Source organism: Streptomyces sp. NPDC020299 (genome assembly GCF_044387825.1).
Classification (GTDB): domain Bacteria; phylum Actinomycetota; class Actinomycetes; order Streptomycetales; family Streptomycetaceae; genus Streptomyces.
Genome location: NZ_JBIRWL010000021.1, coordinates 1 through 26430 on the forward strand (window position 1 = coordinate 1; position 26430 = coordinate 26430).

Here is a 26430-nt window from a genome sequence, read left to right on the forward strand (position 1 = left end):
CCGTGGGGGTGCTCTCGGGTGCCTTCGGAGCGGGGGAAGAACTCGTACCAGGAGCCGTACAGGGCCCGTTCGCGTTCCACCAGCAGCGGCAGGGACTCGGAGGTGGTGACCAGTTCCCGCAGCGGATACCGGGCCAGGACCTGGCCCACCTCCGGCGCCAACGCCGCCGCCAGCCGCCAGGCCGCCGGCCGGTCCTCGTCGCGCAGGGCCGCCGCCGCGGCGAGCACGACCTCGCGCCCCTCGCGTTTCGGCACCCCGGCGGCGGCCCGCTCGTACAGCCGGGCGCCCTCCTCGAGCACCATGCCGGTGTCGATCCCCGCCGGTATCTTGATCCGCGCGTGGTGCCACCAGGTGGCCACGGGGTGGCTCCAGGCCTCCACGGTGTACGACCAGAGCCCGGGCACGTCCGGGGTGACCTCGGCGCCCCACCGGTCGGTGCCCGGGGCGAGTTCACGCATCGGCGTCCAGGGCCCCGGGCGGCCCTCGGGGTCCCGCAGGACCACGTTCGCGGCCACGGCGTCGTGCCCCTCGCGGAACACGGTCGCGGAGATCTCGAACGTTTCTCCAGTCACCGCCTTGGCGGGCCTGTGGCCGCGCTGGACGACCGGGCGGACGTCGAGGACGGGGATGCGGCCGACGACGGTGCCGGCGTCAGCACCGGCCGGAGTCCTCGGCTCGGTGTTCTTCTCGCCGGAAGTTCTGCTGGTCGTCTTGCCGTTGGACTTGCCGTTGGTCTTGCCGTTTGTCGGGGGTGGTGACGAGTGGTGCGTGGCGGGCATGACCGCTCCTGTCCGCGTCAACGAGGGTGTGGGCGGATGACTGTGGGGAGGTGGGTCCTGCGGGGCTACCTGTGATGCGCCTGGGGAGCGTACCGGAGGAGCCTTCCCACCCTATTCAGGTACGCAATCCGGCACTTTGTTAACTACTCACGCGTATGTCTACACACAAGTCCGGCCTCGAAGAGACGGGTACCCCCGGTACCGTCGAAGTCGACGACGAGACGCACAACGAAGTGTGTCTCATACGCACTGCGTCCGAGGTGGAAGTGTGAAGGCGATCCGTCGGTTCACCGTCCGTCCCGTTCTCCCCGAACCCCTCCGGCCGCTGGCCGGCCTGGCGCGCAACCTGCGCTGGTCCTGGCATGCGGAGACGCGCGACCTGTTCCAGTTCATCGATCCCGAACGCTGGGCGGCCTCCGAGGGCGACCCGGTCCGGCTCCTCGGCGGTGTGCGCCCCGGGCGCCTGGCCGAACTCGCCGAGGACCGCCGCTTCCTGCGCCGGCTGGCCGCGACCGCGGACGACCTCACCGACTACCTGACCGGCGACCGCTGGTACCAGACGCAGCCCGCCGGCCTGCCCGCCGCCGTCGCCTACTTCTCCCCGGAGTTCGGCATCACGGCCGCGCTGCCCCAGTACTCCGGCGGCCTCGGCATCCTGGCCGGCGACCATCTGAAGGCGGCCAGTGACCTGGGCGTACCGCTGATCGGCGTAGGACTCCTCTACCGGCACGGGTACTTCCGCCAGACCCTCTCCCGGGACGGCTGGCAGCAGGAGCACTACCCCGTCCTCGACCCGCACGAGCTGCCGCTCACCCTGCTCGACGAGCCCGACGGCACCCCCGCCCAGGTCTCCCTCGCGCTGCCCGGCGGAAAGCGGCTGCGCGCCCGGATCTGGCTGGCCCGGGTCGGCCGGGTGCCGCTGCTGATGCTCGACTCCGACGTCGAGGAGAACGACCATGGCGAACGCGGCGTCACCGACCGGCTGTACGGCGGCGGCAGCGAGCACAGGCTGCTCCAGGAGATGCTGCTCGGCATAGGCGGGGTGCGGGCGGTACGGACGTACTGCAGGCTCACCGGCCACCCCGAGCCCGAGGTCTTCCACACCAACGAGGGGCACGCCGGCTTCCTGGGCCTGGAACGCATCGCCGAACTCCGCGACCAGGGCCTGGACTTCGACGCCGGGCTGGAAGCGGTCCGGTCGGGCACCGTCTTCACCACCCACACCCCCGTCCCGGCCGGCATCGACCGTTTCGACCGGGAGCTGGTCGCCCGCCACTTCGGCCCCGACGCCGAGCTGCCCCGCATGGACGTCGAGCGGATCCTGCGGCTGGGCATGGAGACCTACCCGGGCGGGGAGCCCAACCTGTTCAACATGGCCGTGATGGGTCTGCGCCTGGCCCAGCGCGCCAACGGCGTGTCGTTGCTGCACGGCCAGGTCAGCCGGGAGATGTTCGCCGGACTATGGCCGGGATTCGACCCCGAGGAGGTGCCGATCACCTCCGTGACCAACGGGGTGCACGCCCCGACCTGGGTCGCCCCCGAGGTCTTCCGGCTCGGGGCCCGCCAGGTCGGCGCCCAGCGCACCGAGGACGCGCTCACCGTCGACGGCACCGACCGCTGGGACGCGGTCGCGGGCATCGCGGACCAGGACATCTGGGAGCTGCGGCGCACCCTGCGCGAGCAGCTGGTGGCGGAGGTGCGGGAGCGGCTGCGGGCCTCGTGGCGGCAGCGCGGCGCGGGCACGGCGGAACTCGGCTGGATCGACGGCGTCCTCGACCCCGACGTCCTGACCATCGGCTTCGCCCGCCGGGTCCCGTCCTACAAACGCCTCACCCTCATGCTCCGCGACCGCGACCGCCTGATGGAACTGCTCCTCCACCCGCAGCGCCCGATCCAGATCGTGGTGGCGGGCAAAGCCCACCCCGCGGACGACGGCGGCAAGCGCCTGGTCCAGGAACTGGTCCGCTTCACCGACGACCCGCGCGTCCGCCACCGCATCGTCTTCCTCCCCGACTACGGCATGGGGATGGCGCAGAAGCTCTACCCGGGCTGCGACATCTGGCTGAACAACCCCCTGCGCCCCCTGGAGGCCTGCGGCACGTCCGGCATGAAGGCGGCCCTCAACGGCTGCCTCAACCTCTCCGTCCTCGACGGCTGGTGGGACGAGTGGTTCAAGCCCGACTTCGGCTGGGCCATCCCCACGGCGGACGGCACCGACCCCGACCCCGGCCGCCGGGACGACATCGAGGCCGCGGCCCTCTACGACCTCCTCGAACAACGCGTGACCCCCCGCTTCTACGAACGCGGCCAGTCCGGTCTCCCCGACCGCTGGATCGAGATGGTCCGCCAGACCCTGACCCTGCTCGGCCCCAAGGTGCTGGCCGGCCGCATGGTCCGCGAGTACGTGGAACGCCTCTACACCCCGGCCGCGCAGGCGGGCCGCGCCCTCACCCCGTCCGCGGCGGAGGAACTGGCCGCATGGAAGGCCCGGGTGCGCACCGCCTGGCACGGCGTGACCGTCGACCACGTCGAGACGACGACCACCACGGCCACCGCCGAACTGGGCACCACCCTCGGCCTCCGCGTCCGCGTAGGCCTCGGCGACCTCTCGCCCGACGACGTGGAGGTCCAGGTCGTCTCCGGCCGCGTCGACTCGGAGGACCGCATCACGGATGCCGACACGATCGCGCTGAAGGCGGCGGGCGGCCAGGACGCGGACGCCCGCTGGCTCTACGAGGGCCCCCTCTCCCTCGACCGCACCGGCCCCTACGGCTACACGGTCCGGGTCCTTCCCGCCCACCGACTCCTCGCCTCCGGTGCGGAGTTGGGGTTGGTGGCGGTGCCTTCGGAGGAGGGGGTGGAGGGGGCGGGGGTGCTGCTGCGCTGATCGAGGGTCCCGTGGGGCCTGGGGGCGGGCGATTGTTCGCCCGCCCTTTGGCGTTCCCTTTTCCCCTTGTGTCCTGAGTCGTTAGTTCGCTTGCGGTTGTGGGGTAGGGCGGTGCCTGGTCCGAAGCCGTTGCCGCTGGAGTTGTCCGATCACGAACGCCGGGTGCTGCGAGGCTGGTTGCGCAAGCAGACCGCCTCGCAGGCGCTGGTGCTGCGGTCGAGGATCGTGCTGGCGTGCGCGGAGGGCCTGCCGAACGCGCAGGTCGCGGATGACCTGGGGGTCTCGCGGGAGACGGTGCGCAAGTGGCGGGCCCGGTTCGCCGCGGACCGCCTGGAGGGCCTGGTGGACCGGCCGCGTTCGGGAGCCCCGCGGAAGATCACGGACGAGCAGGTCGAAGCCCTGGTCGCCAGGACGCTCGGCGAGGCGCCGCCAACGGGTGATTCGCACTGGTCGACATGTTCGATGGCCGGGGCGGCGGGCATGTCGCAGTCGGCTGTCTCGCGGATCTGGCGGGCGTTCGGCCTCAAACCGCACATCGTGGAGACCTGGAAGCTGTCGACCGACCCGCAGTTCGTGACCAAGGTCCGCGACGTCGTGGGCATCTACCTTTCCCCGCCGGAGAACGCCCTGGTGCTGGCGGTGGACGAGAAGTCGCAGATAAAGGCCCTGGACCGGACCCAGCCAGTGCTGCCGATGACGCCGGCCACACCGGCGAAGATGACCCACGACTACGTCCGGCACGGCACGACCAGCCTGTTCGCCGCCCTGGACATCGCCTCCGGATCCGTCATAGCCCAGCACTACCGCCGCCACCGCCACCAGGAGTTCCTCCGCTTCCTGAAGGTCATCGACGCCGCCGTCCCCAAGGACCTCGAACTCCACCTGGTCCTGGACAACTACGCCACCCACAAGACCGAGCCGGTCAAGAAGTGGCTGCTCCGGCACCCCCGCTTCCATCTCCACTTCACCCCTACCTCGGCGTCCTGGCTCAACCTCGTCGAGCGCTGGTTCGCCGAGCTGACCTCCCGCAAACTCCGCCGCTCGGCACACCGCAGCGTCGTCGAACTGGAACGGGACATCCGCGGCTGGATCAACGAGTGGAACAAGAACCCCAAGCCGTTCGCCTGGACGAAGACCGCCGACGACATCCTCGACACCCTCGCCGCGTACTGCACACGAATTAACGACTCAGGACACTAGTGCAAGCCTGGCCGGGCCCGTCGCTTCCCTCTGACGGGCCCGGCCCCTTGTCAGCGGGCGAGCGCGATCTGCTCGTCGGGGTGGAATGCTACTGGTCAGTCAGCCTTTATCAGAGTAGGCGAAGGATCCGATGTGTCCTTCAGGTGGCGTATGAGGGTCCTCAGGCGGTTCTGTGTCGTGGTGAGGATGATATCCGGCTCTTCGCTTTCGCGAAGGTGGATGGTCCCGGTAGGGGCGGCGGCGACGTAGATGCAGTTCGAGCTGTCGCCGCTGAACGAGGACTTTTGCCAATGCTCGGCTTGCACGGTGGTGCTTCCTCTCAAGTGTCCCGGATGAGGTTGTGAATCAAGTCTCGTGACTTGTCAGCGCTCAGCGCGCACTTCTCCATGTGATCCAGCACGGCTCGGTACTTGGTCAGCTGGGCCTCCGCGTCCAGGAACTCGCAGGCGCCGTGCGCGGAGTCCAGTTGGACCGTGTCGAGTTGGGGGACCGGGCCCTCGACGTAGTCGAAGGACTGGCCGGTGGTCGGGAAGTGGTCCGTGCCGAAGGGGATCACGCGTACCGTGACGTGGGGCAGTTCGCTCATGTCGATCAGGTGCTTGAGCTGGCCGCGGGCGACGGCCGGGCCGCCGAAGGCCATGCGGAGCGCTGTTTCATGGATGATCGCCGTGTATGGGGGTGGCTCGTCCCGGTGCAGGATGGCTTGCCGCTTCATGCGGTGTGTGAGCCGGTGCTCGATCTCGTACTGCCGCATCGGCGGCACCACTTCCTGGAACAGGGCGCGGGCGTGATCCGTGGTCTGGAGCAGCGCCGGGATGTGGATCACGAGGGCTACGCGTAGCGCGGTGGCGTGGTGCTCCAGTTCGGCCAAGTCCACCAACGTCACGGGCACGTGGTCGCGGTACTCCTCCCACCAGCCGCGAACCCTTCGGCCTGTCATGGCGGCGAGCGCGTCGATGAGGCGGTCGTCCGAGCAGTCATAAGCGCCAGCCATGCCGCGGAGTCGGTCGGCGCTGATCGGCGTGCGGCCTGTTTCGATCATGCTGATGCGCGCCTGGTTGACGCCGAGCAGGTCGGCGGCGCCGACGGTGGTGAGGCCTGCGCGTTCCCGGAGTTTGCGCAGCTCTGCGCCCAGCCTCCGCTGTCGGAGTGTGGGGCTGTTGGTGGGCGGCACGGCGTCTCCTTCCAGGCCGCAGTACAGGGCTCCTCTCCCTCACACGAGTGCCCGACACCTGGGTGTACGCCCTTCGCCTGCCGCATGACCCCCGCGCCGCACGGGTCGCACGTATGACCGTGCGGGCGGTTCTGGGCGGGCATGGCATGCGTGACGTCGTCGACGTGGTCGAGTTGTTGACCTCGGAGCTGGTCACCAACGCCTACCTGCACACCGCGGGGCCCGCCTCGCTGCGGCTCACCGGGCTGGGGGAGGGGCGGTTGCGGGTCGGGGTGTGGGACAGCCATCCGTACATCCCCGCTCCCTTCGGCCGGCAGCCTGAGGACCGGGTCCCGGCCGTCCCGGTCGGCGCCGACAGTGGGCGGGGGCTGCGGCTGGTGCAGGAGCTCGCTACGGCCTGGGGCGGCTGGCCGTTCGGCGATGATCTGCTCGGGCGGCGGGGTGCGGGGAAGTTGCTGTGGTTCGAGGTGGGCGGTGAGCGGTGTGTCTCCGGTGCGCCGGTCAGGTCCGGGTGGCCTCTGCGGGCTACCTCCTGACCGCCGCGTGTGCTGGGGCGTACTGGTTCAGGGCGCGGCGACTGGTAGAAATGTCTCAACGGCCGAGAGATGTGACCTGCGGTTTTCTTGAGTGCCGGTGATACATGTCTGCCAGTCGCACGCCCGCGTAGCGCCGGTCAGTTGTCCGACGGGTCCGCGCACAGCCTCCGCAAGGCCGCCCCGCAGCGGCGGGCGTACGCGTGCTGCAAGCCCCGCGTAGCCGCCCCGCCCGCCCGCGCGTACCACTTCGCCGCGCGGCTGAAGGCCGCCACCGTCAGCCACACCGTGCCGTCCCCCGTGCGGTCGACCACGAAGGCTTCCTCGCCGCACTCCGGGTGACCGGGCAGCGTGCCGTAGGCCCAGCCCGCGCGGCGGGGGTCCTCGACGGTCCAGACGATGCGGCAGGGGGCCCTTATCACCCCGGCCAGGGTGACCGTGACGTCCACGTCGGGGGCCGCGCGGTCGGCGGTGGCGTCTAGGCCTACGCCTATCGCGCGGTGCATCTCCCAGGTGAGGACCGCCTCGGCGGCGCGGCGGAAGACCGGCTCGCCCTCGCCTATGCGCGTGCGCACGTGGAGGGGGTGGAAGCCGGGCGGGCAGGCGGAGAGGTCCTCGCGGGTCGCGCCGACCGGCTCGTAGGTGAAGGACGCCGAAGACATGGGACCCAAGCGTAAGGCGGCCCCCGGGAGCGAGTTCGTCCCGGGGGCCGTCATCGTCAAATCAGCCAGTTTCAGCTGACGTTGACCGCCGACCAGGCCGCTGCCACCGTCTTGTACTCGGTGCTGGTGGAGCCGTACAGGGCGGACGCCGCGCTCAGGGTCGCCGTGCGGGCGGCCTTGTAGTTCGTCGTCGACGTCATGTACGTCGTCAGCGCCTTGTACCAGATCTGCAGCGCCTTGGCGCGGCCGATGCCGGTGACCGTGGAGCCGTTGTACGTCGGGGAGTTGTACGAGACCCCGTTGATCGTCTTCGCGCCGCTGCCCTCCGAGAGGAGGTAGAAGAAGTGGTTCGCGACGCCGGACGAGTAGTGCACGTCCTTGTTGCCGACGCTGGAGGACCAGTTGTCCGCCGAGCCGCCGTCCTTGCTGGGCTTGTCCATGTAGCGCAGCGGGGTGCCGTCGCCGTTGATGTCGATCTTCTCGCCGATGAGGTAGTCGCCGACGTCGGAGGAGTTGTTCGCGTAGAACTCCACGCCCGTGCCGAAGATGTCCGAGGTGGCCTCGTTCAGGCCGCCGGACTCGCCCGAGTAGTTCAGGCCCGCGGTGTTGGCGGTGACGCCGTGGCTCATCTCGTGGCCGGCCACGTCCAGCGAGGTCAGCGGGTCGAGGTTGCTCTCGCCGTCGCCGTAGGTCATGCAGAAGCAGTCGTCGTCCCAGAACGCGTTGACGTACGAGCTGCCGTAGTGGACGCGGGAGTAGGCGCCGACACCGTCGTTCTTGATGCCGCTGCGGCCGAAGGTGGACTTGTAGAAGTCCCAGGTCTCCTGCGCGCCGTAGGCGGCGTCGGCCGCCGCCGTCACGTCGGTGGAGGAGCTGGAGGCGGTGCCGGTGCCCCACGTGTTGGTGGTGTTGGTGAACAGCGTGCCGGTGCCCGAGCTGGTGCCGTGCTTCAGGTTGTACGTCTTGTGGCCGCCGCGCGAGGCGTCGGTCAGCGAGTACGTCGAGCCCGACAGCGAGGTGGTGAGGCTGACGGTGCCCGAGTACAGCGTCTTGCCGGTGCCGGTCGCGTTCTCGATGCCCTGGTACTCGAAGAGCTTCTTGCCCGTGGCCGCGTCGGTGATGACGTGCAGCTTGTTCGGGGTGCCGTCGTCCTGGAGGCCGCCGACGACCGTCTCGTAGGCGAGCACGGGCTTGCCGGAGCCGGCCCAGATCACCTTGCGCGCGCCGTCGGCCGAGGTCTTGGCGGAGCCGAGGGTCTTGGCGGCGGTCAGCGCCTGCTTCTCGGCCTTGGAGGCGGCGATCTGCGGCTTGAGCGAGGCCACCTTGATGGCCGACTTCGTCGCCTTGGTGACGCCCTCGGTCTTGCCCGCCTTGGAGGTGTGGACGACCAGGTCGCCGCCGAGGACGGGCAGGCCCGCGTAGGTGCGCTCGTAGCGGGTGTGCAGCGTGCCGTCGGCGTCCTTGACGACGTCCTTGACGACCAGCTTCTCCTTGGCGCCGAGGCCTATGTTCTGCGCCGTCTTGCCGGCGCCGGCCTGTGCCTTCTGGACCAGGCTGGTTCTGGCGGCGGCGGACAGCGAAGTCGGGGCTGCGGCCAGGGACTTGGCGGCGGACCCGGTCGGGGTCTGCGCGGAGGCGCTGGTGGTCAACCCGGTGGAGAGCAGGGCTCCGGCCGCGACGGCGGTGGCGATGGCCAGAGTGGTGCGCTTGTGACGCGCGTAGAGGGGGCTCACTAAAGCTCCTTCTCGTGGGGGAGTCCGGGCAGCGTGGGGATACTGCCGGAGTGTGGCGTTGTGAAGTAGCTGTGCTGTGCGGCGGGTGAAGGAAGAGTGACACCAGGGGCGCGTACATGTCATGACCCTGAAGTGATGTTGGCTGAAATGCGGCTGTCAGCCCACTGTTGCGGCCATGTAAACGGGCGCCGCCCGGGGGAGTCGAACCTCCCGGACGGCGCCCTGCGCGTGGTGCCCTGTGCTGGGCTTACGGGAAGGTCAGCTTCCAGCTGTTGATCGTTCCGACGTCCTGCGCGGCCTGGTCCTGGACCTTCAACTTCCAAGTCCCATTGGCCGATTCGGAAGCGGCGTTCACTGTGAACGTGGCGTTCACGTTGTCCGCCGAGTCGGAGGAGCTGAAGTTCTTCAGGCGGTACGAGGTGCCCGACGGGCCGACCAGATCGACCACCAGGTCACCCCGCCAGGTGTGGCTGATATCCACCGTCACCTGAAGGTTGCTTGGCGCGTTTCCGCTCCTGCCCGAGACGGTGATGTTCGAGGTGACCGCGGGCCCGTTGTCCGGAATCGACACCGGTGTGGAGTTCTCGTACGAGGTGCCCCCGCCCCCGCCGCCGCCACCCGAGCGCGAGCCGACCGCGATGGCCGCCCAGGCGTCCTGCACCGCCTTGTACTCGGTGCTCGTGGTGCCGTACAGCTCACCGGCCGCCGCGAGGGTGCCGGTGCGGGCGCTCGCGTAGTTGGTGGTGGAGGTGAACTTGGTGCTCAGCGCCCGGTACCAGATCTGCAGCGCCTTGTCCCGGCCGATGCCGGTGACCGGAAGTCCGTCCGCCGTGGGTGAGTTGTAGCTGACGCCGTTGATGACCTTGGCGCCGCTGCCCTCGCTCAGCAGGTAGAAGAAGTGGTTGGCGGGGCCGGAGGAGTAGTGGACGTCGTTGTTGCCGAGGCCCGAGTACCAGCTGTCCTTGGACGAGCCGTCCTTGCTGGGCTTGTCCATGTAGCGCAGCGGGGTGCCGTCGCCGTTGATGTCGATCTTCTCGCCGACGAGGTAGTCACCGGGGTCCGAGGAGTTGTTCGCGTAGAACTCCACACCGGCGGCGAAGATGTCGGAGGTCGCCTCGTTCAGGCCGCCGGACTCGCCGCTGTAGACCAGGTCGGCGGTGGCGGAGGTGACGCCGTGGCTCATCTCGTGGCCGGCCACGTCGATGGCCGTCAGCGGGTCGTTGTTGCCCGACCCGTCGCCGTAGGTCATGCAGAAGCAGCTGTCGTCCCAGAACGCGTTCACGTACGAGTTGCCGTAGTGGACGCGGGAGTAGGCGCCGACGCCGTTGTTCTTGATGCCGTTGCGGCCGAAGGTGTTCTTGTAGAAGTCCCAGGTGAGCGCGGCGCCGTAGTGCGCGTCCGCGCCCGCGGTGGCGGCGTTCGACGTGGTGCCGTTGCCCCAGGTGTCGCTGGTCTGGGAGAACAGCGTGCCGGTGCCGGAACTGCCGTGGTTGAGGTTGTACGTCTTGTGGCCGCCGCGCGCCCCGTCGGTGAGGGTGTAGTTCGAGCCCGACTGGGTGGTGGTCAGCGTGACCTGGCCGCTGTACTGGGTGTTGCCCACGCCGGTCTCGATGCCCTGGTACTCGTAGAGCTTCTTGCCGGTGCTCGCGTCGGTGATGACGTGCAGCTGGTTCGGGGTGCCGTCGTCCTGGAGGCCGCCGACGACCGTCTCGTAGGCGAGGACGGGCTTGCCGCTCGCCGCCCAGATCACCTTGCGCGGGGCGGTGCTGGCGGCGGGTTTGACGGCGCCGAGGGCCTTGGCGCGCTGGACGGCCTGCTTCTCGGCGCTCGTGGCGCTCACGGCCGGGGTGAGCCCGGCGACCTTGAGCGTGGCGTTCGTCGCCTTGACGACGGACCTGGTGGCGCCGGACTTCGCGGTCTCGACGACGAGGTCGCCGCCGAGGACGGGCAGGCCGGCGTAGGTGCGCTCGTAGCGGGTGTGGAGCGTGCCGTCGCCGTCCTTGACGACGTCCTTGACGATCAGCTTCTCCTTGGCGCCGAGGCCTATCGCCCGGGCCGTGCCGGCCTGGGCGGAACTGGCGTCACGGAGCAGCTCGGCACGCTGCGAGGGGCTGAGCCTGACCGCCGCGTGGGCCGAATTCGCCTTGCCCGAGGCGGACTTGGCCGGGACGGCACTGGCGGCGCCGGACTGCACGGCCGCAGCGATCAGCGCGGTGACGCCGGCGAGGGCGACGGCGGCGGTACGGCGCGCGGCGGTCCGGGAGTGGGAGGGGGTGAAGGGGGTGTGGGAGGTGCGTCTGCGCGAGGTATTGCTTCTCAACACGGACTCCTTCTGCGTGGCCGCGGGTCACGCGGCCAGGGGAGATCACAGCGGTGACACTGTGGGGTTGCTGTGAAGCGACTGTGGGAAGGGTGGCAGCGGTGCCGCGCATCTGTCAGGAGCGCGTCAGGAATTTGGCCGGAATCGGTTCGTTGTCCGGATATTCACGTTCGATATATGGACTCTTTACGCCTGTCCCCCGTGCCACGTGCGCCACAGCGCCGCGTACGCCCCGTCGGCCGTCACCAGTTCCTCGTGCGTACCGAGTTCGGTGAGGCGGCCGTCCTCCATCACCGCCACCCGGTCGGCGTCGTGCGCGGTGTGCAGGCGGTGCGCGATGGCGATGACCGTACGGTCCTGGAGTACGGCGGCCAGAGCGCGCTCGGCGTGCCGGGCGGTGGCCGGATCCAGCAGGGCGGTGGCCTCGTCCAGGATCAGCGTGTGCGGGTCGGCCAGCACCACCCGGGCCAGCGCGAGCTGCTGCGCCTGCGAACCGTCCGTGACGCGGTCGCCCGCACCCAGGCGGGTGTCCAGGCCGTCCGGCAGCTCACGCACCCAGCCGTCGGCGCCGACCGCGGCAAGCGCCGACCACAACTCGTCGTCGGTCGCGGCCGGTTCGGCGATGAGCAGGTTCTCCCGGACCGTGCCGAGGAAGACATGGTGCTCCTGGGTGACCAGGACTACCTGGCGGCGCAGCCGCTCCGGCTCCAGCCCGGCGACCGGCACCCCGCCCACCGTCACCGTGCCCGAACCCGGCGCGTCGACGCCCGCGAGCAGCCTGCTCAGCGTCGTCTTGCCCGCACCGGACGGACCGACCACCGCCAGCCGCTCCCCGGGCCGCACCGTCAGGTCCACCCCGCGCAGCACCTCGCCGCCGCGCTCGTACGCGTACCGCACCGCCCGCACGTCGATCCGGTCGTCCGCCGGCTCCCGGCTGGCGCCCTCCGCCGCCGTCCGGGGAGCCTGCGCCAGCCCCTCCACCCGGGCGAACGAGGCGCTGCTGCTCTGGAGTTGCTCCACCCGCATGAGGATCTGGTCCAGCGGTTCCGTGAACTGCCGCAGATACAGCGCGGCAGCCACCACCGCGCCCACCCCCACCATGCCGTGGGCGTGCAGCACACCGCCGACCAGCAGTACGCCCGCCACCGGCACGGTGTACGAGACCTCGACCGCCGGGAAGAACACGGACCGCAGGAACAGCGTGTACAGCCGGGTCCGCCGGGAGGCGTCCAGCGCGTCCCGGCTCGCCGCGATCCGCTGCTCCTGAAGCCGGAACGCCTCCACGGTCCGCGCCCCCGACGCGGTCGCCGCGAGGATCTCCGCGACCTCGGAGGTGGCCGCGCCCTCGGCGAGGTATCCGTCCCGGGCCCGGCGCAGATACCAGCGCAGCGCGAACCAGATCGGCGTCAGCCCGAGCACCCCGAACAGCCCGAGCAGCGGGTCCAGGACGAACACCGCGCCGAGCGTGAACAGCGCCTGCACCGTGCAGACCAGCAGCTCCGGTCCCACGTCCCGCAGCGTGGTCCCGACCACGCCCACGTCCGCGGTGCCCCGCGCGGTCAGGTCACCGGTGCCGGCCCGCTCCACCTCCGACGCGGGCAGTGCCAGCGCCCGGTCGACGAACTCCTCGCGGACCCGGGCCAGCGTGCGCTCGCCGAACCGGTGCCCGACGTACCGCGCCGAGCGCGCCAGCAGCATCTGGGCCAGCGAACCCACCAGGATCCACAGCGCCAGCCGGTCCACCGCCCCGGCCCCGCGACCGGCCCGCACCTCGTCCACGATCCGCCCGAGCAGCCACGGCCCGGCCAGGCCCGCCCCGGCCGCCAGCCCGTTCAGCGCCAGCACGGCGGCGAAGGCCCGCCCGTCGGCCCGCACCAGCCGCCCGGCCGCCCGGCGGACCTCCACACGTCCCGCGACAGGCAGTTGACCAGCCGTCACCGTACTGCCTCCTCGACGTCCGCGTCCCGGGCCACCAGCGCCCGGTAACCGGGTTCCTCCTCCAGCAGCCGGCGGTGGGTGCCGGTGGCCGACACCTTTCCGTCGACCAGGTAGTGCACGGTGTCCGCGCGGTCCAGCACCAGCGGGGAGGTCGTGGTCACCACCGTCGTACGGCCCTGCCGCGCCTCCCGCACACGGTGGGCGACCATGGCCTCCGTATGGGCGTCCAGCGCCGAGGTCGGCTCCACGGCGAGCAGCACCTCGGGATCGGCGAGCAGCGCCCGGACCAGCCGGACCCGCTGCCGCTGCCCGCCCGAGAGGCTGCGGCCCTGCGCCGCCACCGCCGAGTCCAGCCCGTCCGGCAGGCCCTGCACGATGTCCTCGGCCGCCGCCGCGCGCACCGCCCGGGCGACGGTCGCCTCGTCGTGCTCCAGGCGCCCGGAGACCACCGACCCGAGCGGCCCCGCGAACAGGTCGGCCTCGTTGTCCGCGACCAGGATCCGCGCCCGCACCTCCGCCAGCGGCACCTCGTCCAGCCGTATCCCGCCCCAGGTGACGTCCGACGGGACGTACCGGCCCAGGCGGTCCACCACGGCGGCCGTTTCGGCGGGCCGCGCGCCGACCAGCGCCGTCAGCCGCCCGGGCGGTATCCGCACCCCCGACTCCGGGTCGTGCAGCGGGGCGGGTTCCGCGGGCGGGGCCAGCGTGCCGTCGTCCGGCTCCGGCTCCAGCCGCAGCAGCCCCACCACCCGGCGCGCGGCCACCACGCCCCGGCTGAGCTGGTAGCCCATCTCCAGGAAGAACGCCACCGGCCCCACCAGGACGGCGGCGTAGCCGTACACCGACACCAGCTCGCCGATGGTGATCTCGCCCTGCGCGGCCAGCCGGGCCGCGAGCCAGGTCACCACGGCCAGGAACAGGGTCGGCAGCCCCACGCCCAGCGCCTGCACCCAGCTGGCCACCGCACCCACCCGGTAGCCCTGCTCCCGCAGCCGCTCGGAGTCCCGCCGGAACCCGTCCGCGAACAGCCCCTTTCCGCCCAGCCCGTTGAGGACCCGCAGCCCGCCCGCGAGATCGCCGATCCGCGCGGTCAGGACGCCCTGCCGTTCCCGGTACTCGGTCTCCCTGTGCTGCAACCGCACCGTCAGCGGACCCGCGACCAGCACGATCAGCGGAACGCCGAGCAGCACCACCGCGGCGAGCACCGCCGACACCGACAGCAGCAGCCCGGCGACCACCGCGTACACGACCACCGCACCCACACCGGGCCCGACGAAGGTCAGCGCCTGCGAGATCGTCTGCACGTCCCCCACGCCGATCGTGACGACCTCCCCGGCCCCGGCCCGGCGGGGCAGCGCGGCCCCGAGCCGGACCGCGTGCCCCACGACGACCTTGACCGTCCGGAAGTTGGCGTCCATCCGCACCCGCGTCATCGTCCGGTGCCGCATGATGCTCAGCCAGGCGTTGAACGCCCCGACCACGAACAGCACCACCGTCCACCGGGCGAGCGCGCCCAGATCGCCCGGCACCAGCCCGTCGTCGATCGCCCGGGACATCAGATACGGCGCCGCGGCCAGCAGCACCATCCAGACGCTGCCCAGCAGCGCCCCGGCGAGCGAACGGCCGGGCTGGCAGCGCACCAGCCACCACAGGTACCACCAGCCGCCACGACGGTCGGGCGCCCCGGGATCCTCGTAGGCGTCGATCATCCGTCCCCCGTCCTCTCGGCTCCGTACTCAGGGCTCCGCTACGCCAGGCTGTCCCGCCACGCCCGGTGCAGGTCCGCGAACCTGCCCGTGCCCGCGATCAGTTCGGCAGGCTCGCCGTCCTCGACGATCCGGCCGTGCTCCATGACCAGTACCCGGTCGGCGATCTCCACCGTGGACAGCCGGTGCGCGATCACCACCGCCGTACGGCCCCTGAGCACCGTCGACATGGCGCGCTGCACCGCCCGTTCACCCGGGACGTCCAGCGAGCTGGTCGCCTCGTCCAGGATCAGTACCGCCGGATCGGCGAGCAACGCACGTGCGAACGCAACCAGTTGGCGCTGCCCGGCCGAAATGCGCCCACCCCGCTTGCGGACGTCCGTGTCGTACCCGTCGGGCAGCGCGCTGATGAACTCGTGCGCGCCGATCGCCTTCGCCGCCCGCTCGATCTCCTCCCGGGTCGCGTCCGGCCGCCCGACGGCGATGTTCTCGGCGACCGTGCCGGAGAACAGGAACGCCTCCTGCGTCACCATGACCACCCCGCGCCGCAGTTCGGGCACGGCCAGCTCGCGCAGGTCCACGCCGTCCAGCAGGACCCGGCCGTCGCTGGGGTCGTAGAACCGGGCCAGCAGTTTGGCCAGCGTCGACTTGCCCGCGCCGGTGGAGCCGACGACCGCGACCGTCTGCCCGGCGGGGATCGTCAGACCGAAGCGGGGCAGTACCTCACCGCCGGTGCGGTACGCGAACCGGACGCCGTCGAAGACGACCTCGCGGCCGGGGTGTTCACCCTCGAGGACCGGAAGTTCCCGGGGCTGCGAGGGCTCCGGCACGGACGGCGTCTGCGCGAGCAGCCCCGCGATCTTCTCCAGGGAGGCCGCCGCGGACTGGTAGGAGTTCAGGAACATGCCGAGGCGGTCGATGGGGTCGTACAGCCGCCGCAGATACAGCACCGCCGCCGCCAGCACGCCCAGCGCCAGCGAGCCGGAGGCCACCCGGTAGGCGCCCCACAGTACGATCCCCGCGACGGCCGTGTTGGCCACCAGCCGGGAGCCGACCACATAGCGGGCCATCTCCAGCAGGGCGTCGCCGTTGGTCCGCTCGTGCCGCCGGTTCAGTACGCGGAAGCCGGCGTCGTTGACGGCCTCGCGGCGGAACGCGCGCACCGGCCGGATGCCGTTCATCGTCTCCACGAACTTCACGATCACCGCCGCGATCGCCGTGGACCGGGCCCGGTACACCCGCCCGGCGCGCCGCTGGTACAGCCGGATCAGCAGGTACAGCGGCACGAAGGAGGCCACCGCGACCGCGCCCAGGCCCAGGTCCAGCCAGAGCAGCAGCGCCGCGATGTACACGAAGGACAGGACGACCGTGACGAGTTCCTGGAGGCCCTCGCTGAGCAGCTCCCGCAGCGACTCGACGTCCGTGGTGGAACGGGAGATGAGCCGCCCGGAGGTGTACCGCTCGTGGAAGTCGACGCTCAGCGCCTGCGCGTGCCGGAAGATACGGCCGCGCAGATCCAGCAGCGCGTCCTGGTTGACCCGGGCGGAGGCCTCGATGAACGCGAACTGGAGCATCCCGGAGACCAGCGCGCACAGCAGATAGCCGGCGCCCACCGCGATCAGCGGTCCGTGGTCGCCGTGCTCACGCAGCGCCGGTACGGCCCTGTCCAGGGCGTACGCCACCAGCAGCGGGCCGGCCTGCACCGCCGCCTGCTGGAGCAGCAGCAACAGCGTGGTGACCGCCACCCGGGCCCGCATCGGGGCGAGCAGCGACCGCAGCAGGGCGGCCGTGGCACCGGGCGGGGTGGGCAGGACGTCGCGGTCGAAGAGGTCGTCGGCGGAGGCCGGTCCGGGGAGCTCCTCCTCCTTGTCGGGGGCGGGGGCCGACTTGGTGGGGGCGGCGGTCATCGTTCGTCCTCCTCTTCCCCGGACTCTTCCCCGGACATTTCCCCGGACATTTCCCCGGACTCTTCCCCGGACGTTTCCACGGGTCTTTCCCTGGACTTTTCCCCGGGCTCCGCTCCGGACATCAGGTGGGCGTACTCGGCGTTGGAACGCAGGAGTTCCTGGTGGGTGCCGACGGCGGTGATACGGCCGCCCGAGAGCAGGGCGACCCGGTCGGCGAGCAGCACCGTGGAGGGGCGGTGGGCCACGATCAGCGCGGTGGTGTCGGCGAGGACCCGGCGCAGCGCGGCCTCCACGGCGGCCTCGGTGTGCACGTCGAGCGCGGACAGCGGGTCGTCGAGGACCAGGAACCGGGGCTCGCCGACCACGGCCCGGGCCAGCGCCAGCCGCTGGCGCTGCCCGCCGGACAGGCTCAGGCCCTGCTCGCCGACCTGGGTGCCGGTGCCCTGCGGCAGCGCGTGCGCGAACTCGGCCTGGGCGACGGCGAGCGCCCGCTCCAGCCCCGGGGCCCCGGCCTCGTCGCCCGCGCCCATGAGAACGTTGTCGCCGACACTCGCCGAGAACAGCGTGGGTTCCTCGAAGGCGACGGCGACCTGGGAGCGCAGCCGGTCGCGGGACATCGCGGTGATGTCCGCGCCGTCCAGCGTGATCCGGCCGGAGGTGACCTCGTGCAGCCGGGGGATCAGCGCGGTGAGGGTGGTCTTCCCGCTGCCGGTCGCTCCGACCAGGGCCATGGACTCGCCGGGGCGGATGTGCAGGTCGATGCGGTCCAGGACCGGCGGGGAGCCGGGCGGGGCGTCGGGGTAGCGGAAGCGGACGTCGTGGAAGCGGATGCCGTCGGCCGCGTCGGCCGCGTCGGCTGCCGGCACGGCGACGTCGGCGTCCTCGGACTCCGGCTCCGCGTCCAGCACCTCGAAGTACCGTTCCGTGGCGGTCGCCGCCTCCTGGCTCATCGCCAGCAGGAAGCCGATCGAGTCCACGGGCCAGCGCAGTGCGAGAGCCGTCGACAGGAACGCCACCAGCGTCCCCGCCGACAGCTGACCGTCCGCCACCCGTACGGCCCCCCACACCAGCGTCACCCCGATCGCCAGCTCCGGAAGGGTGACGATCACACTCAGGATCGTCGCCAGCAGCCGGGCCTTGCGCAGCTCCGTCCCGCGCAGCGTGCCCGACAGCTCCCGGAACACCCGCGCCTGGCTGCGGTGCCGCCCGAAGCCCTTGATGATCCGGATCCCGAGGACGCTCTCCTCCACGACCGTCGTCAGATCGCCGACCTGGTCCTGGGCGCGCCGCGCCACGTGGGCGTACCGCCGTTCGAAGACGAAGCAGCCCACCATCACGGGCAGGGCCGGGCCCAGGATCACCAGTCCCAGCATCCAGTCCTGCATCAGCATGATGATCACGCCGACGAGGATCGTCACCGAGTTGACCAGCAGGAAGGTCAGCGGGAAGGCCAGGAACTGGCGCACCAGCATCAGATCGGTGGTGGCCCGCGAGAGCAGCTGGCCGGAGGCCCAGCGGTCGTGGAAGGCCACCGGCAGCCGCTGCAGATGCCGGTACAGCCCCGCCCGCAACTCCGCCTCCACGTGCGACAACGGCCGCGCCACCAGCCATCGCCGCAGCCCGAACAGCAACGCCTCCGCGAAGCCGAGCAGCAGCAGGTACAGCGCGCCCAGCCACACCCCCTGCGGGTCCCGGTCGGCCACCGGCCCGTCCACCAGCCACTTCAGGACGAGCGGGATCACCAGCCCCGTACAGGAGGCCACGATCGCGACGAACGCGGCGGCGGACCACCGTGCCCGCGCGGGCCGCACGTACGGCCACAGGCGCAGGAGAACACGGACGGCGGAGCGGTCTTGGGCGGTGGTTGTACGTGTCGAGGGCATCACCGCGAGCCTACGGACCGCCACTGACAACGCCCACCGAGTTTTGGCCGGGCCGGCGTCGTCCGATGGTCCTACTACCTGCGTGTTCGGTGGGTCGTACCGTCACGCCGTCACGATCACGCCGTCACGATGGGGGTCGTACCGTCGCATCAACCGATCGGCTGATGCGGGGTCGAGCGCGACGGCCGATGCGGTCGGGTGCCCTCTCCCGGGACGCTCGACGCATGCCATCCGTCATCGAAGTCAGCGACCTGCGCAAGTCCTACGGCGGCCGGCCCGTCGTCGACGGAGTGTCCTTCACCGTCGAGGAGGGCGAGATCTTCGGGATCCTCGGCCCGAACGGCGCCGGCAAGACCACCACCGTCGAGTGCGTCGAGGGCCTGCGCGTCCCGGACGGGGGCCGGGTCCGGGTCACCGGCCTCGACCCCGTCGCCGACCACGCGCGCGTGTCCCGCCTGCTCGGCGCCCAGCTCCAGCAGAGCGAGCTCCAGCCCAAGCTCACCGTCCGCGAGGCGCTGGAGCTGTACGCCTCCTTCTACCCGGGCCCGCTGGACTGGGCGCCGCTCGCCGAGCGGCTCGGGCTGGCCTCGAAGCTCGGTACACGGTTCGCCAAGCTGTCCGGCGGTCAGAAGCAGCGCCTGTTCATCGCGTTGGCGTTGATCGGCGATCCCCGGATCGTCGTCCTCGACGAGCTGACGACCGGCCTGGACCCGCGCGCCCGCCGGGACACCTGGCAGCTCATCGAGGACGTGCGGGCCGGCGGCGTCACCGTCCTTCTGGTCACCCACTTCATGGAGGAGGCCCAGCGCCTCTGCGACCGCATCGCCGTGATCGACAAGGGACGGGTGTCCGCCCTGGACACCCCGGCCGGCCTCATCCGGCGCTCGGCGGGCGCCACCGTCATCAGCTTCACCCCGTCCGCCCCCCTGGACGACGGCGAGCTGAACGCCCTGCCCGCGCTCGCCTCCGTCGCCCGCAAGGACGGCCGGATCACGCTGTCCGGCACGGACGAGACCGTCAACGCCGTCATCACCCTCCTTGCCCGCCACCGCATCACCGCCCATCAGCTCCGTGTCGTCGACGCCACGCTCGACGACGCGTTCCTCGACCTGACGAAGGAGGCCGCGGCATGAACACCGCCGTCCTGCGCACCGAGTTCCGGCTGTTCCGCCGCGAGCCCGGCGCCGTTTTCTGGATCGCCCTGTTCCCGACGCTGCTGCTGGTGATCCTCGGCTCGATCCCGTCGTTCCGGGAGGCCGACAAGTCCCTGGGCGGGCTCCGGCCGGTCGACGCCTACGTGCCCATCGCCGTACTGATCGCCCTGATCATGTCCGGGGTGCAGTCGCTGCCCCAGGCCCTGACCGGCCACCGGGAACGGGGCGTGCTGCGCCGGATGCGGCTCACTCCCGTACGGCCCTCCGCGCTGCTGACCGCGCAGATGGCCGTGCAGGGCACGGTGGCGCTGGGCTCGGCGCTGCTCGCGCTCGCCGTCGGCCGGCTCGCCTTCGACGTCGAGCTGCCCGGACAGCCGGCCGGATACCTGCTGGCGCTGTTCCTCGCGACCGGGGCGGCCCTCGCCCTCGGCTCCGTCGTCTCCGCGGTGTCCCGCACCACGAAGATCGCCGGTGCGATCGGCTCGGCGGTGTTCTTCCCGATGATGTTCTGCGCGGGCCTGTGGCTGCCGGTGCAGGAGATGCCGCACACGATGGCGCGCGTGGTTCAGCTGACGCCGTTCGGGGCCGCTGCCCGCGCCCTGAACGAGGCGGCCGCCGGAGACTGGCCCGGCTGGGGGCACCTGGGCGTACTCGCTCTGTGGACAGGGCTGTCGACGGCCGCGGCGGCTCGCTGGTTCCGCTGGGAATGAGCGGAGCGTGCCGGACACTGGGACCATGACGAAGCCCGCGCCACCGGAGCCCAGGGCCTCCTTCGACCGTCGGGGGCCGTACGCGCTGCTGGCCGCCGGTGTCGTCGCGGCGGCCCTCTCCGCCCGCCTGGTCGGCATGGGCCGCTCGGCGATCATCGCCTCGGCGGTACTCGTCGCCGCGGGTGCCGCGCTCCAGGTGTGGTGGGGCAGGGTGAAGCGGAGGCGGCCGGGCCCGAGCCGGACCGGTACGTGCCTCTACTTCCTGCGCTGGGCCCTCGGGTTCGTACTCACCTGGCTCAACCCGTTCTTCGCCCTCTACGCGGTGACGGGCTACTACACCGCCGGCCGGGAACTGCCCCGTCGCCTGGTGATGCCCGGTCTCTTCCTGACCGCGATCACCATGGCCGGCAGCGAGGTGGGCGGCATGCCGCCGCACGGGCCGACCCGCTGGGCCGGCTTCTTCCTCATCCTCGGCTTCAACATGGTCCTGGTCAGCGTGTTCACCCGGTTCAACCAGCAGGAGCAGGACCAGGCCCGCATCCAGGCCGACACCATCGCCGAACTGGGCCGCACCAACACGGCGTTGCAGCAGGCCCTCGACGAGAACGCCGCCCTGCACGCCCAACTCCTCGTCCAGGCACGGGAAGCCGGGGTCGCCGACGAACGCCGGCGCCTGGCCGCCGAGATCCACGACACGCTCGCCCAGGGCCTGACCGGCATCATCGCCCAGCTCCAGGTCGTCGCGAACGCGCCGGACCTCCACATCGCCCGCACCCACCTCCAGCGCGCCTCCGACCTGGCCCGGCACAGCCTCGGCGAGGCCCGCCGCTCCGTGCACAACCTGGCGCCGGTGGCGCTGGAGCACGACGGGCTGCCCGAGGCCCTGAAGAAGACGGTCGCCGAATGGGGCGAACGCGCGTGCGTCTCCGCCGAGTTCACCGTCACCGGCACCGCGGAACAGCTCCACGAGGAGGTCGCGGCGACCCTCCTGCGGATCGTCCAGGAAGCACTGTCGAACGCCGCCCGCCACGCCCGCGCCTCCCGCGTCGGCGTCACCCTCTCCTACCTGGGCGACGAGGTGATCCTCGACATCCGCGACGACGGCACCGGCTTCGACCCCCTCGCCCTCCCGGAACGCACCCGGGCCGGCGGGTTCGGCCTCGACGGCATGCGAGCCCGAGCCGAACGCATCGCGGGCACGCTGACCGTGGAGTCCGATCCGGGACACGGCACGGCGCTGTCGGCTCGCGTACCGTTGGTCCGCCATGACAAGTGACACGCCGTACGAGAAGACGATCTCCCTGCTGATCGTCGACGACCACCCCGTCGTACGCGACGGTCTGCGCGGCATGTTCGAGTCAGCGCCCGGTTTCACCGTCCTGGGCGAGGCCGCGAGCGGCGGCGAGGCGCTGGAGCGGGCCGCCGCCCTCGACCCGGACGTGATCCTGATGGACCTGCGCATGCCGGGCGGCGGCGGCGTGGACGCCATCCGCGAACTGGCCCGGCGCGGCGCCCGTGCCAAGGTCCTCGTGCTGACCACGTACGACACCGACTCCGACACCCTGCCCGCGATCGAGGCCGGCGCCACCGGCTATCTGCTCAAGGACGCCCCGCGCGACGAGCTGTTCACCGCCGTACGGGCCGCCGCCGAGGGCCGTACGGTGCTGTCCCCGGCCGTCGCCACCCGCCTGGTCTCCGCGGTCCGTTCCCCCGGGACTCCCGGCAACGAGCCGCTCTCCGCGCGCGAACGCGAAGTGCTGGCCCTGGTCGCCAAGGGCACGTCGAACCGTGAGATCGCCCGCGAGCTGTTCATCAGCGAGGCGACGGTCAAGACCCACCTCACCCACCTGTACGCCAAACTCGGCGTCAACGACCGGGCGGCGGCGGTGGCGACGGCCTACGACCGGGGAATCCTCGGCCGGCCTCCCCCCGACAGGCGCTGACGCCCCCTCAGCCCGCCACCCTCAGCAACAGCACCGCCCGTCCCGGCACCGTGATCTCCGCACCCGCCTCGTGCACCACCGTCGGGGCCTCGCCCTGGTCGTCCAGTGAGGTGTCGACGACCACCTCGTACCGCGCCGCCCACGGCGGGCCGGGCAGGACGAAGGGGGCGGGGGCGTCGCCCGCGTGGAGGACGGCGAGGAAGCTGTCGTCGAGGACCGGGAGGCCCCGCTCGTCCCGGCCGGGTATGTCCCGTCCGGAGAGGTACATGGCGAGGGTGGCTGCGGGCGCGTACCAGTCGCCCTCCGTCATCTCCGTGCCCCGGGAGGTGAACCAGGCCAGGTCCCGCAGGCCGTCCGCCGACTGGGAACTGCCGGAGAAGAAGGCGCGGCGGCGCAGCACCGGATGGCGGTGGCGCAGGGCGATCAGCCGGGAGGCCAGATCGAACAGAGGGCGCCAGGCGGGGTCGTCCAGGAGGGACCAGTCGAGCCAGCTGATCTCGTTGTCCTGGCAGTAGGCGTTGTTGCTGCCGCCCTGGGTGCGGCCCAGTTCGTCGCCCGCCACCAGCATGGGGACCCCGGTGGAGAGCAGGAGGGTGGTCAGCAGGTTCCGCAGCTGGCGGCGGCGCAGGGCCCGTATGCCCTCGTCGTCCGTGTCCCCCTCCGCCCCGCAGTTCCAGGCGCGGTTGTCGTTCGAGCCGTCCCGGTTGCCCTCGCCGTTCGCCTCGTTGTGCTTGCGCTCGTAGGACACGAGGTCGCGGAGGGTGAAACCGTCGTGCGCGGTGATGAAGTTGACGGAGGCGTAGGGGCGCCGGCCGCCCCAGGCGTACAGGTCGCTGGAGCCCGACAGGCGGTAGCCGAGGTCGCGTACGTCGGGCAGGGCGCCGCGCCAGTAGTCGCGGACGGCGTCGCGGTAGCGGTCGTTCCACTCCGTCCACAGCGGGGGGAAGGCGCCCACCTGGTAGCCGCCGGAGCCGATGTCCCACGGCTCGGCGATCAGCTTCACCCGGCGCAGCACCGGGTCCTGGGAGATCACGGCGAGGAACGGGGAGAGCATGTCGACGTCGTGCATGGAGCGGGCCAGCGCGGCGGCGAGGTCGAAGCGGAAGCCGTCCACGCCCATCTCCGTCACCCAGTAGCGCAGGGAGTCGGTGATCAGACGGAGGACCTGGGGCTGGACGACGTGCAGGGTGTTGCCGCAGCCCGTGTAGTCGGCGTAGCGGCGGGCGTCGTCCTGGAGGCGGTAGTAGCCGCGGTTGTCGATGCCCTTGAGGGAGAGCGTGGGACCCAGCTCGCCCGCCTCGGCCGTGTGGTTGTAGACCACGTCGAGGATGACCTCGATGCCGGCCGCGTGCAGCGCCCGGACCATGCGCTTGAACTCGCCGACCTGCTGGCCCGTCGTACCGGAGGCCGCGTAGGCCGCGTGCGGGGCGAAGTAGCCGATGGAGTTGTAGCCCCAGTAGTTCTTGAGGCCGCGGCGCAGCAGGTGGTCCTCGTGCGCGAACTGGTGGACGGGCAGCAGCTCGACGGCGGTGACGCCCAGCTTCACCAGGTGCTCGATCGCGGCGGGGTGCGCCAGACCGGCGTACGTGCCGCGCAGCTCCTCCGGTATGCCGGGGTGCAGCTTGGTGAAGCCGCGTACGTGCAGCTCGTAGATGACCGAGTCCGCCCACGGGGTCTTGGGGCGGCGGTCGTCGGCCCAGTCCTCGTCGTCGTACACCACGACGCCCTTCGGGACGTGCGGCGCCGAGTCCCGGTCGTCGCGCACGGTGTCCGCGACATGCTGCTCCGGCCAGTCCCGTACGTGCCCGTACACCTCCGCCGGCAGAGTGAACTCGCCGTCCACCGCACGCGCGTACGGGTCGAGGAGCAGCTTCGCCGGGTTCCAGCGGGCGCCGATCCACGGGTCCCAGCGGCCGTCCACCCGGTAGCCGTACCGCTGCCCGGGCATCACGCCGGGCACGAAACCGTGCCAGATCTCGTGCGTCAGTTCGGTCAGGCGGACGCGCGTCTCCCGTCCGCCCTCGTCGAACAGGCACAGCTGGACCGCCTCCGCACCGGCCGCCCACAGCGCGAAGTTGGTGCCGGCCACGCCGTCCGGACCGACCCGGAAGCGCGCGCCCAGCGGAGTCGGCGCGCCCGGCCAGACCGGCACGGTGGGCGGCGCGGCGCGCCGGGTGCCGTTCACCACTGCGGTGCGCTGTTCCGCCACTACCTGCTGCTCGGCCGAGCTGGTCACGGGTCAGCCTCCTGCGGCTCGTGGAACGACGTGGAAACGGGCACGCGGGGTCCCGCCGTGTGCCCCGTCGCGTCGTCCTCCCCACTGTTCTGCCCAGCCCTAGCGTCGCACTCACGTTTCCCAAGGGCGGTCACGATCGTTGAGCCCCCCGTGAGGCATGCACAAGGACGCACACGGCGCGCGGGCGTCGCGTTGGCCGCGGTAATGACATGGGCCGGACTGCTGGCCGGAGCCACCGGCTGCGGCCCGGACATCCCGGACGACATCGGGATCGACCGGGTTCTCGGCAAACCCCCGGCCCCCAAGGACACCATCGGCGTCTTCCCGGACGACGGCAGCAAGGACGTCCGCCCGGACCAGCGGCTGCGGGTACGGGTACCCGACGGGCGCCTGGAGTCGGTGACCGTACGCCGCTCCCAGGACGCCCAGGAGACCCCGGTGCCCGGCCATCTGACGGCCGACGGCACGACCTGGGAGCCGGACGAGCCGAAGCTGGCGCTCGCCGCCAGGTACACCGTCGACGCGGTGGCACTGGACGGCGACGGGCACCGCTCGGCCCGGCACACCACCTTCACGACGTACGTCCCCGACGAGCGGTTCATCGGATACGTCACCCCCGAGAACCGCGCCACGGTCGGCACCGGGATGATCGTCTCCCTGGCCTTCAACCGGGAGATCGAGAACCGGGCCGCCGTCGAGCGGGCCGTCCACGTCACCGCCCAGCCCCCCGTGGAGATCCGCCCGCACTGGTTCGGCAAGGACCGCCTGGACTTCCGCCCCGAGCACTACTGGAAGCCCGGCACCCGGGTCACCGTCGGGCTGCGGCTGCGCGATGTGGAGGGGGCGCGGGGGGTGTACGGGCTGCAGTACAAGACGGTCGACTTCACCGTCGGCCGCAGCCAGGTCTCCGTGGTGGACGCGGCCGAGCACACCATGGAGGTACGCAGGGACGGCGCACTGCTCGCCACCGTGCCCATCACGGCCGGCGCCCCCGAGCACACCACCTACAACGGGAAGATGGTGGTGATGGAGATGCTCGACGTCACCCGTATGAACAGCCGCACGGTCGGCTTCGGCGGCGAGTACGACATCCCCGACGTCCCGCACGCCATGCGGCTCACCGACTCCGGCACCTTCCTGCACGGCAACTACTGGGCCCCGGACTCCTTCGGGAACGTCAACGTCAGCCACGGCTGCGTGGGTCTGCGGGACGTCAAGGGCGGCGGTTCGGACACGCCCGCGGGCTGGTTCTTCGACCGCAGCCTGGTCGGGGACGTCGTCGAAGTCGTGCACAGCAATGACAAAAAGGTCGCTCCCGACAATGGTCTCGGAGGGTGGAACATGGGGTGGAAGGAGTGGAAGGCGGGCGGCGCGGTCGACTGACGTCCCGTTCGGTTGTCGTCCCGTTCGGTTGACGTTCCGTTCGGTTGGTGTCCCGCTCAGTTGATGTTGCTACGAAACGGTGACCTTCGGCTGACACGATCCCCAAAACCTGGCGGTTAATATGCGCCGATGCGTGCGTGGGGCGCGCGACGCGGGCCGCAGGGGCGCGCCGGGGGAGAGGTGCCGAGCGCGCGGAGGCCCGAAGGGCTGAGCACGGTCGGCACCTCGCCGCCGGCTTGGGCGCCCCAAGGCCCGCAATTGGTGCGGCGTGCGGGTCTGGCC

General features: G+C 71.4%; 19 protein-coding genes. 8 read left to right on the forward strand and 11 right to left on the reverse strand.

Annotated features, from left to right (window positions below; all coding sequences use genetic code 11):
• Window positions 1–779 (reverse strand): maltotransferase domain-containing protein (locus tag ACH45E_RS38070; protein ID WP_361452271.1); only part of this gene is annotated, 779 nt, incomplete at its 3' end.
• A 268-nt stretch (window positions 780–1047) separates the two neighbouring features.
• On the opposite strand from ACH45E_RS38070, the gene glgP reads away from it, so the two are divergent.
• On the forward strand, window positions 1048–3666 hold the full coding sequence (gene glgP, locus ACH45E_RS38075; protein WP_361452268.1) for an alpha-glucan family phosphorylase: 2619 nt from the start codon (window positions 1048–1050) through the stop codon (window positions 3664–3666).
• 111 nt (window positions 3667–3777) lie between these two features.
• On the forward strand, window positions 3778–4866 hold the full coding sequence (locus tag ACH45E_RS38080) for an IS630 family transposase (RefSeq protein WP_361452265.1): 1089 nt from the start codon (window positions 3778–3780) through the stop codon (window positions 4864–4866).
• A 95-nt stretch (window positions 4867–4961) separates the two neighbouring features.
• Here ACH45E_RS38080 and ACH45E_RS38085 read toward each other — a convergent pair whose 3' ends face one another.
• Both ACH45E_RS38085 and ACH45E_RS38090 read right to left on the reverse strand, forming a co-directional pair.
• Window positions 4962–5171, reverse strand: a complete 210-nt coding sequence (locus tag ACH45E_RS38085) for a DUF397 domain-containing protein (protein WP_361452262.1) — start codon at window positions 5169–5171, stop codon at window positions 4962–4964.
• 14 nt (window positions 5172–5185) lie between these two features.
• The gene (locus tag ACH45E_RS38090) at window positions 5186–6040 is read right to left on the reverse strand and encodes a helix-turn-helix transcriptional regulator (RefSeq protein WP_361452259.1); all 855 of its coding nucleotides are present in this window, start codon (window positions 6038–6040) and stop codon (window positions 5186–5188) included.
• 62 nt (window positions 6041–6102) lie between these two features.
• Here ACH45E_RS38090 and ACH45E_RS38095 point away from each other — a divergent pair, with 62 nt between their 5' ends.
• Entirely contained in the window at window positions 6103–6576 is a 474-nt protein-coding gene (locus ACH45E_RS38095; protein ID WP_399042441.1) for an ATP-binding protein, read from the forward strand.
• Window positions 6577–6713: 137 nt separating this feature from the next.
• Here the strand turns inward: ACH45E_RS38095 and ACH45E_RS38100 are convergent, their stop codons facing one another.
• The 7 genes from ACH45E_RS38100 to ACH45E_RS38130 form a co-directional block, all read right to left on the reverse strand.
• Window positions 6714–7235, reverse strand: a complete 522-nt coding sequence (locus ACH45E_RS38100) for a DUF1990 domain-containing protein (RefSeq protein ID WP_361452253.1) — start codon at window positions 7233–7235, stop codon at window positions 6714–6716.
• 71 nt (window positions 7236–7306) lie between these two features.
• Window positions 7307–8968, reverse strand: coding sequence for a M4 family metallopeptidase (locus tag ACH45E_RS38105; RefSeq protein ID WP_361452251.1), 1662 nt, complete (start codon window positions 8966–8968; stop codon window positions 7307–7309).
• Between the two features lie 247 nt (window positions 8969–9215).
• The gene (locus ACH45E_RS38110) at window positions 9216–11288 is read right to left on the reverse strand and encodes a M4 family metallopeptidase (RefSeq protein ID WP_361452248.1); all 2073 of its coding nucleotides are present in this window, start codon (window positions 11286–11288) and stop codon (window positions 9216–9218) included.
• Window positions 11289–11474: 186 nt separating this feature from the next.
• Complete coding sequence (locus ACH45E_RS38115; protein ID WP_361452245.1) at window positions 11475–13226, reverse strand: ABC transporter ATP-binding protein; 1752 nt, start codon at window positions 13224–13226, stop codon at window positions 11475–11477.
• Window positions 13223–14935, reverse strand: coding sequence for an ABC transporter ATP-binding protein (locus tag ACH45E_RS38120; RefSeq protein WP_361452242.1), 1713 nt, complete (start codon window positions 14933–14935; stop codon window positions 13223–13225). Before ACH45E_RS38120 ends, ACH45E_RS38115 begins: the two co-directional genes overlap by 4 nt.
• A 38-nt stretch (window positions 14936–14973) precedes the next feature.
• Window positions 14974–16839: an ABC transporter ATP-binding protein gene (locus ACH45E_RS38125; RefSeq protein ID WP_361452239.1), complete on the reverse strand. Its 1866-nt coding sequence runs from the start codon at window positions 16837–16839 to the stop codon at window positions 14974–14976.
• On the reverse strand, window positions 16836–18722 hold the full coding sequence (locus ACH45E_RS38130; protein WP_361452236.1) for an ABC transporter ATP-binding protein: 1887 nt from the start codon (window positions 18720–18722) through the stop codon (window positions 16836–16838). Before ACH45E_RS38130 ends, ACH45E_RS38125 begins: the two co-directional genes overlap by 4 nt.
• A 224-nt stretch (window positions 18723–18946) precedes the next feature.
• Here ACH45E_RS38130 and ACH45E_RS38135 point away from each other — a divergent pair, with 224 nt between their 5' ends.
• Genes ACH45E_RS38135 through ACH45E_RS38150 form a run of 4 tightly spaced genes read left to right on the forward strand, consistent with a single transcriptional unit; the run spans window position 18947 to window position 22529 of the window.
• The gene (locus ACH45E_RS38135) at window positions 18947–19855 is read left to right on the forward strand and encodes an ABC transporter ATP-binding protein (RefSeq protein ID WP_361452233.1); all 909 of its coding nucleotides are present in this window, start codon (window positions 18947–18949) and stop codon (window positions 19853–19855) included.
• Window positions 19852–20586, forward strand: a complete 735-nt coding sequence (locus ACH45E_RS38140) for an ABC transporter permease (RefSeq protein WP_361452230.1) — start codon at window positions 19852–19854, stop codon at window positions 20584–20586. Before ACH45E_RS38135 ends, ACH45E_RS38140 begins: the two co-directional genes overlap by 4 nt.
• Window positions 20587–20611: 25 nt before the next feature.
• Window positions 20612–21862 (forward strand): sensor histidine kinase, encoded by a 1251-nt coding sequence (locus ACH45E_RS38145; protein WP_361452227.1) that lies wholly within the window; start codon window positions 20612–20614, stop codon window positions 21860–21862.
• Window positions 21852–22529, forward strand: a complete 678-nt coding sequence (locus ACH45E_RS38150; protein ID WP_361452224.1) for a response regulator transcription factor — start codon at window positions 21852–21854, stop codon at window positions 22527–22529. Before ACH45E_RS38145 ends, ACH45E_RS38150 begins: the two co-directional genes overlap by 11 nt.
• A 7-nt stretch (window positions 22530–22536) precedes the next feature.
• On the opposite strand, the gene glgX is transcribed toward ACH45E_RS38150, so the two are convergent.
• Complete coding sequence (glgX, locus tag ACH45E_RS38155) at window positions 22537–24765, reverse strand: glycogen debranching protein GlgX (protein WP_361452221.1); 2229 nt, start codon at window positions 24763–24765, stop codon at window positions 22537–22539.
• A gap of 204 nt (window positions 24766–24969) precedes the next feature.
• On the opposite strand from glgX, the gene ACH45E_RS38160 reads away from it, so the two are divergent.
• Entirely contained in the window at window positions 24970–26148 is a 1179-nt protein-coding gene (locus ACH45E_RS38160; RefSeq protein ID WP_361452218.1) for an Ig-like domain-containing protein, read from the forward strand.
• The last annotated feature ends 282 nt before the right edge of the window (window positions 26149–26430 follow it).